The 11,538-nt window shown below is 60.2% G+C and carries 8 protein-coding genes and 2 rRNA genes; 3 read left to right on the top strand and 7 right to left on the bottom strand.

The window, feature by feature from the left end:
- The first annotated feature begins 133 nt into the window (after positions 1-133).
- Positions 134-1,306, top strand: coding sequence for an acyltransferase family protein (locus ACP7DW_RS00050; RefSeq protein WP_426053903.1), 1,173 nt, complete (start codon positions 134-136; stop codon positions 1,304-1,306).
- Here ACP7DW_RS00050 and ACP7DW_RS00045 read toward each other — a convergent pair.
- From ACP7DW_RS00045 to ACP7DW_RS00030, 4 genes are all read right to left on the bottom strand, one after another.
- The gene (locus ACP7DW_RS00045; protein WP_071075159.1) at positions 1,303-2,985 is read right to left on the bottom strand and encodes a long-chain-fatty-acid--CoA ligase; all 1,683 of its coding nucleotides are present in this window, start codon (positions 2,983-2,985) and stop codon (positions 1,303-1,305) included. The genes ACP7DW_RS00050 and ACP7DW_RS00045 overlap by 4 nt on opposite strands.
- 54 nt (positions 2,986-3,039) lie before the next feature.
- Positions 3,040-4,722 (bottom strand): long-chain fatty acid--CoA ligase, encoded by a 1,683-nt coding sequence (locus tag ACP7DW_RS00040; RefSeq protein ID WP_426053904.1) that lies wholly within the window; start codon positions 4,720-4,722, stop codon positions 3,040-3,042.
- A 276-nt stretch (positions 4,723-4,998) separates the two neighbouring features.
- A complete protein-coding gene (locus ACP7DW_RS00035; RefSeq protein WP_298403061.1) occupies positions 4,999-6,048 on the bottom strand; it encodes an aminopeptidase in 1,050 nt (349 codons plus the stop codon).
- A 1-nt stretch (position 6,049) separates the two neighbouring features.
- Complete coding sequence (locus tag ACP7DW_RS00030) at positions 6,050-8,125, bottom strand: molybdopterin-containing oxidoreductase family protein (protein WP_426053905.1); 2,076 nt, start codon at positions 8,123-8,125, stop codon at positions 6,050-6,052.
- Between the two features lie 206 nt (positions 8,126-8,331).
- Here ACP7DW_RS00030 and ACP7DW_RS00025 point away from each other — a divergent pair, with 206 nt between their 5' ends.
- On the top strand, positions 8,332-9,525 hold the full coding sequence (locus ACP7DW_RS00025; protein ID WP_426053906.1) for a M20 aminoacylase family protein: 1,194 nt from the start codon (positions 8,332-8,334) through the stop codon (positions 9,523-9,525).
- A gap of 1 nt (position 9,526) precedes the next feature.
- On the opposite strand, the gene ACP7DW_RS00020 is transcribed toward ACP7DW_RS00025, so the two are convergent.
- Positions 9,527-10,429, bottom strand: a complete 903-nt coding sequence (locus ACP7DW_RS00020; RefSeq protein ID WP_426053907.1) for an NAD(P)-dependent oxidoreductase — start codon at positions 10,427-10,429, stop codon at positions 9,527-9,529.
- Between the two features lie 83 nt (positions 10,430-10,512).
- Here ACP7DW_RS00020 and ACP7DW_RS00015 point away from each other — a divergent pair, with 83 nt between their 5' ends.
- Positions 10,513-11,085: an acyloxyacyl hydrolase gene (locus ACP7DW_RS00015; RefSeq protein ID WP_426053908.1), complete on the top strand. Its 573-nt coding sequence runs from the start codon at positions 10,513-10,515 to the stop codon at positions 11,083-11,085.
- 128 nt (positions 11,086-11,213) lie between these two features.
- Here ACP7DW_RS00015 and rrf read toward each other — a convergent pair.
- Together rrf and ACP7DW_RS00005 are read right to left on the bottom strand one after the other, a co-directional pair.
- Positions 11,214-11,326: ribosomal RNA gene (rrf, locus tag ACP7DW_RS00010) — 5S ribosomal RNA — on the bottom strand.
- A gap of 139 nt (positions 11,327-11,465) precedes the next feature.
- Positions 11,466-11,538: ribosomal RNA gene (locus ACP7DW_RS00005) — 23S ribosomal RNA — on the bottom strand; the annotation flags it as partial.

Here is an 11,538-nt window from a genome sequence, read left to right as displayed (position 1 = left end):
CACGATTGTAACGTCCCACACCCGTCCCAGGCGATCCATTCGTCCCAGCCAGCCGTCCGCTGGTCACTTCGCGCTGGCTGCCAGCCCCGCCGCTGCCTATGCTGGGCCTTCCTTGACCACTTGCCCACCGATCATGCGCCATGACATACGCCGTCACGATATCGACGCCTTGCGCTTTCTCGTCTTCAGCCTGCTGATTGTCTATCACACTGCCTTGCTGTACATGGATGGATGGAACTTTCACATGCACAGCAGTTACGCCACCGATGCCTTGAACATGCCGCTGGTCTTCATTAACCGCTGGCGCATGGAAATCGTCTTCCTCATTTCCGGCGTGTCGTGCGCCATGATGACGCTGACCTCGCGCGGGGCCTTCCTCTGGCGCAGGATCAAGCGCTTGCTGCTGCCGCTGCTGTTCGGCATGGCCATCGTCATTCCCATCCAGCCGTATTGCGAAGGGGTCAGCAACGGCCTGGTCGAACCCGGCTATGGACAGTTCCTGCTGCATTACTTTGGCGGCCATGCCTGGCCGGCCGGCGCATTTGCAGGCTGGCAATATGGTTTTACGTGGAATCACTTGTGGTATCTGGTGTACTTGCTGCTGTACATCACCGTGCTGGTGGCGCTGCAGCCGCTGCTGGCGGCGCTGCGCCCCCTGTTCCAGCACTTGCGCGGCTGGCGTTTGCTGGTCTTGCCGGCGCTACCCACCTTGACCGCCACGGTGTTCCTGAAAATGCGCTATCCGGAAACCCATGCGGTGGTGCACGACTGGTATGCGCACAGCATCTATTTCACGCTGTTCGTGTATGGCTGGTGGCTGGGCAATGACAGGGGATTGTGGGCGGAACTGACGCGCCTGCGCTGGCAGACTCTATGGCTGGGTCTGGGCGCGTTTGCCGTGTACATGGTATTTGACCAGATGTATTCGGAAAACCTGCTGACCTGGGCATCGGCCGGCTCCTGGCCCATGCGCAACCTGTACATGTGGCTGGCCATCTGCGCCATCCTGGGCTGGTCGCATACCTTATTGAACCGCCCCTTGGCCTGGCTGCCTTGGGCCCGCCAGGCCGTCTTTCCCTGGTACATACTGCACCAGAGCGCGATCGTGCTGCTGGCCTACTGGCTGGTGCCCCTGAAGCTGGGCCCCGTGCTCGAACCGCTGCTGATATTGGCTGGCACGCTGGCGACCTGCTGGCTGGGAACCTCGCTGCTGATCAGCAAGGTGAACTGGCTGCGCCCCTGCTTCGGCTTGCCCGCCCGCCCAGGCCGGAACCTGGCGGCGGACACAGCCATAGAGGCAAACTAAGCCACCTTCTTCTCGTCGCGCAATTGACGGCGCAAGATCTTGCCGACGTTGGTTTTCGGCAATTCATCGCGGAACTCGATGTATTTCGGTTTCTTGTAGGCCGTCAATTCATGCTTGCAATGCTCGCGGATCTGTTCCACCGTCAGGTTTGGATCCTTGCGCACGACAAACACTTTCACGGCTTCGCCCGCGTTGGCGTCGGGCACGCCGATGCACGCGCATTCGAGCACGCCCGGACACGATGAAACCACGTCTTCCACTTCATTCGGATACACGTTGAAGCCGGAGACGATGATCATGTCTTTCTTGCGGTCCACGATTTTGACGTAGCCGCGCTCGTCCATGACGCCCACGTCGCCCGTCTTGAAGTAGCCGTCGGCCGTCATCGACTTGGCCGTTTCGTCCGGACGCTGCCAGTAGCCGGCCATCACTTGCGGGCCGCGCACGGCGATTTCGCCCGGCTCGCCCAGCGGCACTTCCACGCCGTCATCGTTGAGAATCGCCACTTCCGTCGAGGGGAAAGGCAAGCCGATGGTACCCGTGAATTCCGTGATGTCGACACGGTTGCCCGTCACCACGGGCGATGTTTCCGACATGCCATAGCCTTCGATCAGCGGACAGCCCGTCAGTTTCAGCCAGCGTTCGGCCACGTTGCGCTGCAAGGCCATGCCGCCGCCATTGCACACCTTGTAGCTGGAGAAATCGAGCTTGGCAAACTCGGCATTATTCAGCAGCGCGTTGTACAGGGTATTGACGGCCGGGAAGACGACGATCTTGTGCTTGGCCAATTCCTTGACGAAACCGGGAATGTCGCGCGGATTGGGAATCAGCACGCTCATGCCGCCCAGGCGCATGCCCATCAGGGCGCTGACCGTCAGCGAATAAATGTGATACAGGGGCAAGGCGCACATGAATCCCATCGAGGTGGCGCGCATTTCAGGCGTCATCACGGGCGACATCCACGCCTCGTTTTGCAATACGTTGGCAATCACATTACGGTGCAACAACATCGCGCCTTTTGAGACGCCCGTCGTGCCACCAGTGTATTGCAGGAAGACAATATCGTCATGCCCCTGCTGCACGGGCTGCAAGGTCAGACGCGCACCTTCGGCCAGCATCTTGTTGAAACTGATGGCGCCCGGCAAGGAAAACGCGGGCACCATTTTCTTGATCTTGCGCACGACGAAATTAACAATCGTGCCCTTCAAGCCACCGAGCAAATCACCCATGGTGGCCACGATCACATGCTTGACCTGGGTATGCGGCAACACCTGCTCCACCGTGGTGGCGAAGTTTTCCAGCACGATGATCGCTTCACTGCCCGAATCGATCAGCTGGTGCTGCAATTCACGCGGCGTGTACAGCGGGTTGACGTTCACCACCGTATAGCCGGCGCGCAAAATCGCCGCCATCGCCACCGGATATTGCAGCACGTTCGGCAGCATGATCGCCACGCGCGCCCCCCGTTGCAGGCCCTTGCTTTGCAGCCAGGCACCCATCTGCCGCGACAGCTGGTCGAGCTCGCGATAGGTCATGAATTTATCCATGCACACGAAAGCGTTGCGGTCCGCATATTTCTGGAACGACTCTTCCAGCAAATGGGTCACGGAACGGTATTGCGTGCAATCTATCTCTGCGGGAACGCTGTCCGGGTATGACTTCAACCAAATCTTGTCCATCTCGCCTCATCTTTATCTGTAAAAGGGATGCGCCTCCTGGCGCATCCACATTGTTTATGCTGCTATCTTTTTCTCGTCACGCAGGGCGCGACGCAAAATCTTGCCGACGTTGGTTTTCGGCAGTTCATCGCGGAACTCGATGTATTTCGGCCGCTTGTAGCCCGTGAATTGCTCCTTGCAATACGCGGCCAGCACGGCCTGGGTCAGGTTCGGGTCCTTGCGTACCACAAACACTTTCACGGCTTCACCCGAATGCTCATCGGGCACGCCCACGCAGGCGCACTCGAGCACGCCCGGATGGGCTGCGATAACGGCTTCGACTTCGTTCGGATACACGTTGAAGCCGGAGACGAGAATCATGTCTTTCTTGCGGTCCACAATCTTCACGTAGCCGCGCTCATCCATGATGCCCACGTCGCCCGATTTGAAATAGCCGTCGGACGTCATGACCTTGGCCGTCTCATCGGGACGGTTCCAGTAGCCCGTCATCACTTGCGGGCCACGGATGGCGATCTCGCCCGTCTGCCCCAGCGGCACTTCCTTGCCGTCATCGTCGAGAATCGCGATCTCGGTCGACGGAATCGGCAAGCCGATGGTGCCGGAAAACACCGTGCTGTCGGCGCGGTTGCAGGTGGCGACGGGCGACGTTTCCGACAGGCCATAACCCTCGATGATGGACACGCCCGTCGCTTGCAGCCACTTGTCATTGACGGCTTGCTGCACCGCCATGCCGCCGCCATTGGCGATCTTCAAGCCCGAGAAGTCGAGCTTGGCAAAGTCGGGGTGATTCACCAGCGCGTTATACAGCGTATTGACCGCTGGCAGCAGGTTGAACTTGTACTTGCCCAGTTCCTTGATCAGGCCAGGGATATCGCGCGGATTCGGGATCAGGATATTCAGCGCGCCCACGCGCGTGCCCCACATCGCGCACGCCGTCAGGGCAAAGATATGGTACAGCGGCAAGGCGCAAACGATGATCAGCTGCTCGCGGCTGTTCGGATCGAGCGCCGCGCCCGACCACGCTTCGCTCTGCAGCACATTGGCGATCACGTTGCGGTGGCTCAAGGTCGCACCTTTCGACACGCCCGTGGTGCCGCCCGTGTATTGCAGGAAAGCGGCGTCGTTGATGCTCAGCTCGACGGGCGTGAGTTTCATGCGGCTGCCCAGCGTCAGCGCCTGCTTGAAACGCATGGCGTTCGGCAAGGAATACGCGGGCACCATCTTCTTGACGTTGCGCACGACAAAATTGACGAGCATGCCCTTCAAACCGCCCAGCATCTCGCCCATGCTGGCGACGACGATGTGCTTGACGGCCGTCTTGCTCAACACTTGTTCGAGTGTATGGGCGAAGTTTTCCAGCACGATGATCGCTTCGCTGCCCGAATCATTGAGCTGGTGCTCGAGTTCGCGCGGCGTGTACAGCGGGTTGACGTTGACCACCGTGTAGCCGGCGCGCAGCACGGCGGCGATCGCCACCGGATACTGCAGCACGTTCGGCATCATCAGGGCGACCCGGGCGCCCTTCTTCAGGCCACGGCTTTGCAGCCAGGCACCGAGCTGGCGCGAATAAGTATCGAGTTCGGCATAGGTGAGAAATTTGTCCATGCAGACATAGGCATTGCGATCCGCATATTTTTGAAACGCCTCTTCCAGCAGATGCACCAGCGAACGATATTGATCAGGATCGATGTCGGCGGGAACGCCGGGAGGGTATGACTTCAGCCAAATTTTTTCCATCCTGTGCCTCTTGTCTCGAATAATCGGGGGGGAGCCGGCGCAGCCTGCCGGCGCGGATCATTGCTGCGGATTCTGTCGTCCTGCAGTCAGTTTGAGCATTCTGACGAGCAATTGCTCTATGCTACTAATGCGATGCTATCGGGCGCCGCGCTTCCATGCAAGCGCTTTCAACAGTATTCGAGCAGCAACTCTAGGAGCATTTTGTGCTGCACTGCAGCATGATAAATACACTGTTACCGAATCGCTTGCCTCGCCGTACGGGACAATCTTTACGGGTCAGGGGCTGGACAATTGTTCCAGCGCATGCCTGCGCTCAGGCTTCTTGATCTGGGCCATTGTGTGCACTGCAGCATAAAAAGCACGAAAGTTCTTTTTTTCTTCCAGCAATTTTTTGAAGGCAGGCAAAAATTCATTGTAGGTCGACACGGAAGCGAGGTGCGCATTGCTCAATGGCTGCTCGAACCAGCGGTCGTAACCGGCAAAACCGCCCCAGTCTTGCTTCAATACCTGATACGCGTCTTGCAATGCCGCAAACACCTGCGCCTTGCGCGCGCGCTTGTCCGCCTCGCTGGCGTCGCTCGCATACACGGTCTCCAGCTTGCCCCGGTATGTCAGCAGCAAGGCCAGAAAATCCTGGCGCCGCGCCGCATACTGGGCGTATGACGCGCGCATGGCGTCATTGCCCTCGCGCGCCAGCCAGCGCTGCACGCCCGCCTCTTCCACGGCACTGGCAAACGATTCGTTGAAGGCCGAATCGCCGGGCACGTACACCACCTGGTGCGCCAGTTCATGGAAAATCAGCCGCGCCAGTTCCGCGTCGTTGTAGTTGATAAAGGTCGACAGCAGGGGATCATCGAACCAGCCCAGGGTGGAATACGCGGGCACGCCGCCCACCTGCACGTCGTAATGCTGGGCGCGCAACGCGTCGGCATACGCGAGCGCCTCGTCCTTGCTGTAATAGCCACGATAGCTGACGCAGCCGGCGATGGGAAAACACCATTGCAGCGGCTGCAGCGACAGTTCCGGCGTGGCCACCACGTTCCACAGCACAAACGGGCGCCGCAGGGACGCGTAGTTCTTGTAGCTGCCATTGTCGGGCAAGTCCAGCTCGCTGACGGCAAAGCGGCGAATCTGCTGCGCCCTGGCCAGGCGCACTTTCAGGCGCGGCTCGGTGGCCGGGTCCTCCAGCCAGTCACCGACGGGCCGCGCGCCCGACCACAATGCATATTGCCCCTGTGCCGCCTGCGTGTAGTAGCGCAGCTGCGTGCAGCCGCCCAGCAGCAGACACAGCGTGCCGACAAGCAAGCAGGCCGGCCAGCGCAGCATGTCAGGCAACCTTTTCCACTTCGACCAGCGTATCGTAGAAGGTCGGTGCGCGGCCCATGTCCGTCAGGCGCTGGCTGGTCACTTCATTGGCGTTCTTGCCATCGCTGGCGAGTTTTTTCCACCACACGGACAAGCCGACCACCAGGCCTTTTCTCGCCTTGTCCGTGACCCTGGCCTTGGCAACAAAGCTGCCACGGTCATTGAAGATGCGTACCATGTCGCCGGCGGCGATGCCGCGGGCGGCGCCATCATCGGGATGGATATCGAGGTGCGGCTCGCCTTCGGCCGCGCGCAGGCTTTTCACGTTGACGAACGTGGAATTGAGGAAATTGCGCGCCGGCGGCGAAATCATGGCCAGCGGGAAACGCGCCGCCAGCGCGGGATTGCTGGCCTGCGATTCGTGCGGCGCAATATACGTCGGCAAGGGATCGAGCCCCGCCTGCGCCATGGCTTCCGAATACAACTCGCACTTGCCCGATGGCGTGGGGAAACCACCCTCGGCAAATGGCGCCTCGGGCATGGCCAGCTTTTGCCAGCCCGTACGTTTCAGCGATTCCCAGTCGAAATGCACGGCGCGCGCATCGGTCGCATCGAAGGCCTTGGCCGCCAGCGCATCGTCGCTTTCCTGGAAGCACGGATCATCAAAGCCCATGTATTGGGCCAGCAGGCGGAAGATTTCCGTATTCGCCTTCGCTTCGCCCAGCGGCGCCACGGCCGCATTGTTCGCCATCATGTACAAATGGCCGTAGGTGGCATGCGCATCGACATGTTCAAGCTGCGTGGTGGCGGGCAGCACGATGTCGGCGTAGTCAACGGTATCGGTCTGGAAGTGTTCGAGCACGACCGTAAACAAGTCTTCGCGGGCAAAGCCCTGCGCCACTTTCGAGGAATCGGGCGCCACCGCCAGCGGGTTCGAGTTGTAGACGATCACGGCTTCCACTTGCGGGCCGAACTCGGCGGAGCTTTCTTTCAATAAATCGTCGCCGATGGTGCTCATGTTGATGGTGCGCGGCGTGCCTTTGAGCAAATCCGGGCGCTGCAGGGCCTTGCGGTTGACGGGGAATGAACCCGAGCTCGACAGCTGCATGCCGCCGGCAGGATGGCGCCAGGCACCCGTCAGCGCGGGCAGGCAGGCGATATTGCGCACCGCCGTGCCGCCCCCATGCACGCGCTGCACGCCGTAGTTGGCACGGATGGCGGCGCCCTCGCCAGAACGGCATGCCTGGCCGTACAGGCGCGCCAAGTCCACCACTTCCGTCGTGGTGATGCCGCACACCTCGGCCACGCGTGCGGGCGGCCATTCCAGCGCGCGCTGTTTGAGTTCCGCATAGCCCACGGTGTAGCGGTCGACATAGTCCTGGTCAACCAGGTTTTCCGTGATCAGGACATGCATCAAGCCCAGCGCCAGGGCCGCATCGGTGCCCGGCAGCAAGGCGATATGCTGGTGGCATTTTTCGGCCGTCAGCGAGCGATACGGGTCGATGGCGATCAGGGTCGCGCCATGGCGCTTGGCTTCCTGGGCACGCATCCAGAAATGCAGGTTCGAGGCGATTGGGTTGCCGCCCCAGATGATGATCAATTTCGCGTTCTGGAATTGTTCCAGGTCCGTGCCGATGCTGGCGCCCACCGTGTAGCGGTAACCGGTGGCGCCGGCCGAGGCGCAAATGGTGCGGTCCAGCAGCGAGGCACCGAGCTGGTTGAAGAAACGCGACGACATCGACTCGCCCTGCACCAGGCCCATGGTGCCGCAGTAGCTGTACGGCAAGATCGCCTCCGGATCGCGCGCGGCGATCGGTTTCAAGCGGGCCGCGATGGTCTGCAATGCCTCTTCCCAGCTGATGCGCTCGAACTTGCCTTCGCCCTTCTTGCCCACGCGGCGCAGCGGATGCAGCAGCCGGTCCGCATGGTAGGTCCGCTCCGTGAAGCGCGACACCTTGGTGCACAGCACGCCCGCCGTGGTCGGGTGATCAGGATCGCCCTTGACGGCTGTTGCCACCCCATCGGTCACGGTGACCAGGAGGGCGCAGGTATCGGGGCAGTCGAGCGGGCAGGCGGCGCGCACTTGGGTGGTGGTCATGGTGCAATCCAAAAACGTTGGGGGAAGGCGATACTGTAAACCATTCCGCGTGCTTGCTGTTGGCGCCATGGCAAGCTGGTCCGTGCGCTGGATTTACCCGGCAAACAAGGGCTACAATGCACCATTAGCCGCGTCTGTTTTTGATCAAACAGCCGCGGTCCGGCGCGCCATACATTGCTGCGTGCCAGCATCCACAGGAGAGTTCCATGAAACTAGTTGATCCGATCTTGGCGTTTCAATCCGAGCTGCAAGCTATCCGCCGCGACCTGCACGCGCATCCCGAGCTGTGCTACGAAGAACAACGCACCTCGGACGTGGTCGCCGCCAAACTGACGCAATGGGGCATTCCCGTGGTACGCGGCCTGGGCCGCACTGGCGTGGTCGGCATCATCCAGCAGGGCACCTCCACACGCGCCATCGGCCTGCGCGCCGACATGGATGCCTTGCCGATGCAGGAAATGAATACCTTCGAGCATGCTTCACGCCACCCGGGCAAGATGCACGCCTGCGGCCACGACGGCCACACGGCCATGCTGCTCGGTGCCGCCCATTACCTGGCGCAGCACCGCCATTTCGACGGCACCGTGTACCTGATCTTCCAGCCGGCCGAAGAAGGCGGCGCCGGCGCGCGCGAAATGATCGCAGACGGCTTGTTTAGCCGCTTTCCCATGGATGCCATCTACGGCATGCACAATTGGCCAGGCGCCGAAACGGGCACGCTGAGCGTGGTGGAAGGGCCGATGATGGCGTCCAGCAATGAATTCCACGTCACCGTCAAGGGCAAGGGCGCCCACGCGGCCCAGCCCCACAAGGGCATCGATCCCGTGATGGTGGCCGTGCAAATCGCGCAAAGCTGGCAAACAATCATCACGCGCAACAAGAGCCCGCTCGATACGGCCGTGCTGTCGATCACGCAAATCCATGCGGGCAGCGCCACCAATGTGATCCCCGATGACGCCAGCCTGGTTGGCACCGTGCGCACCTTCACCACGCCCGTGCTGGACCTGATCGAAGAACGCATGCGCGACATCGCCGTGCACACGGCCGCCGCCTTTGGCGCAGAAGTCGAGTTCCACTTCAAGCGCAACTATCCACCGCTGGTCAACCACGCGAAAGAAACAGCGTTTGCCGTCGACGTCATGAAAAGCGTGGTGGGCGCCGACAAGGTCAACGCGAATGTCGAACCGACGATGGGCGCGGAAGATTTCGCCTTCTTCCTGCAGGAAAAAGCCGGCTGCTACATCTTCATCGGCAATGGTGATGGCGAGCATCGCGATGGCGGCCACGGCCTGGGCCCGTGCGTCTTGCACAATGGCAGCTACGACTTCAACGATGATCTGTTGCCGATCGGCGCCAGCTTCTGGGTCAAGTTGGCCGAGACGAGCCTGCCCGTCGCCTGAATCAGCTCAATTTGTCCGGGCCGCTTCCCAGACGCTGGCCCGGATTCAACGCTTCCAGGGCCAGCAAGGCCGCCGCATGGTCGGCCGTCGGGTGGCTGGTGGCGAGGGTTTCATAGCGCTGCGTCACCAGTTGCGTCACCGGCAAGGTGACGTGGGCAGCTTCGGCCGCCGCCAGGATGTTGTGCATATCCTTGATCTGGCTTTTCACCTGCCCGCCAGCAACAAAATTGCGCTCCAACATGCGCTGGCCATGTACCTCCAAAATCTTGCTCTCGGCAAAACCACCGCGGATGGCCGCCCGTACGGCAGCCGCATCGGCGCCGGCCGCCTGGGCCAGCAACAGCGCTTCGGCCACGATGGTCAATGTCGCGCCGACGATCAGCTGATTGCACAGCTTGGCGACCTGGCCACTGCCCGGCGCCCCCACCAGGGTCGGGCGGCCCATTGCCGTCAAAATAGCTTCCACGCGCGCGTAATCGCTGGTGCTGGCGCCAGCCATGATGGCCAGGGTGCCCGCCTGTGCCCCGCCGACGCCACCCGACACGGGCGCATCGATGAAGGAATGGCCTGCCGCCTGCAAGACGGCATGAAATTGCCGGGCTTCTGATTGTTGCGTGGAGCTCATATCGATCCACAGCGCCCCTGCGGGCAGGGCCGGCAGCGCCTCCTGCAGCACCTGCGCCACGATGGGACCGGCTTCCAGCATCGAGATGACGACGTCCGCGCCATTGACCGCCTCAGCGATGGAAACGGCCGGCTGCGCCCCTGCCGCACGCAGGACTTGGGCCTTGCTGTACGTGCGATTCCAAATTGTGACAGAATATCCAGCGCGTAGCAGGCACCGGACCATCGGATCCCCCATCAGACCGATACCGAGAAATGCGATTTTTGTAGAGAATGTCAATTGAACCCCTGAGATCAACAAGTGGCGAGAGCGGCATCAATGCAAGATGCCTGTACAACAATAGCCTATCGGCCAATTTTACGATGAAAGCCTCTATGTTCTTCAAGAAGAATCTCCTCACATCCATCGCCGCCGTTGCCGCGCTGATGGCGGCCAACGTCGGCTTTGCCGCCGACGACAAACTGATCGACTCCGTCTACGGCGAATATGCCAAGGGCGTGAAGGTACAAATGGTACGCGCCGGCGTGACCTCGAGCTGGGATAAGGCCTGGTTTGTATCGAATGGCACGCAGCTGAGCGGTTACTGGGATGCCAGCATCGGCGGTTGGGATGGCAAGAGCTATCGCAACGTCCCTGGCCAGCATCAAAAACTGTGGGATCTGGGTTTTACTCCCGTGTTCCGCTTTGAAAACACAAACAAGCTGGGTTTCTATGCAGAAGGCGGTATTGGCGTACACATGCTGTCCAAGCTGTACGACAACGACGATAACCGTCTGTCGACCCACTTCCAGTTCGGCGACCATATCGGCGTCGGCTATATCTTCAATAACAAATGGGAAGTCGCTGCGAAGATCCAGCATTTCTCGAATGGCGGCTACAAGAAGCCTAACAGTGGCGTCAATTACATGAACGTCAAAGTCGCTTATCACTTTTAATGGGTTTGATAAATGACAAAGGCAGCGCGTAGCGCTGCTTTTTTATGTCCGCACGCGGTTATTGGAAAAAGCGCCAGACGTAAAAAAACCCCCACCGGATCACCGATGGGGGTTTTTTCGAATAACAAGCCTGACGATAACCTACTTTCACACTGGTTGCAGCACTATCATCGGCGCAAAGTTGTTTCACGGTCCTGTTCGGGATGGGAAGGGGTGGGACCAACTTGCTATGGTCATCAGGCATAACTTGTACCGGCATTTGTCCTCAGTGGAGCGACAAAGCCATGAATCTGGAAGAAGCAAAGATTGGGGTAATGACTGGTAGTATCAACACACACGCAACGTTGTACCGTCTTATCCTCTGTACCTGCTAAGGTTATAGGGACAAGCCGTACGGGCAATTAGTACTGGTTAGCTTAATGCATTACTGCACTTCCACACCCAGCCTATCAA

It is taken from the genome of Janthinobacterium sp. PSRC1-1, assembly GCF_049897525.1.
Taxonomy (GTDB): Bacteria; Pseudomonadota; Gammaproteobacteria; order Burkholderiales; family Burkholderiaceae_D; genus Janthinobacterium; species Janthinobacterium tructae.
The sequence above is the reverse complement of the archived record's forward strand: the minus strand, read 5'-3'. Positions and strand labels throughout refer to the sequence as shown.

Bases quoted from the DNA above. Each gene is read 5' to 3' on its own strand.
- ACP7DW_RS00015 (WP_426053908.1), top strand. From the start codon at position 10,513: ATGAAAGCCTCTATGTTCTTCAAGAAGAATCTCCTCACATCCATCGCC.
- ACP7DW_RS00045 (WP_071075159.1), bottom strand. From the start codon at position 2,985: ATGGACAAGATTTGGTTGAAGTCATACCCGGACAGCGTTCCCGCAGAG.
- ACP7DW_RS00035 (WP_298403061.1), bottom strand. From the start codon at position 6,048: ATGCTGCGCTGGCCGGCCTGCTTGCTTGTCGGCACGCTGTGTCTGCTG.
- ACP7DW_RS00040 (WP_426053904.1), bottom strand. From the start codon at position 4,722: ATGGAAAAAATTTGGCTGAAGTCATACCCTCCCGGCGTTCCCGCCGAC.
- ACP7DW_RS00025 (WP_426053906.1), top strand. From the start codon at position 8,332: ATGAAACTAGTTGATCCGATCTTGGCGTTTCAATCCGAGCTGCAAGCT.
- ACP7DW_RS00030 (WP_426053905.1), bottom strand. From the start codon at position 8,125: ATGACCACCACCCAAGTGCGCGCCGCCTGCCCGCTCGACTGCCCCGAT.
- ACP7DW_RS00050 (WP_426053903.1), top strand. From the start codon at position 134: ATGCGCCATGACATACGCCGTCACGATATCGACGCCTTGCGCTTTCTC.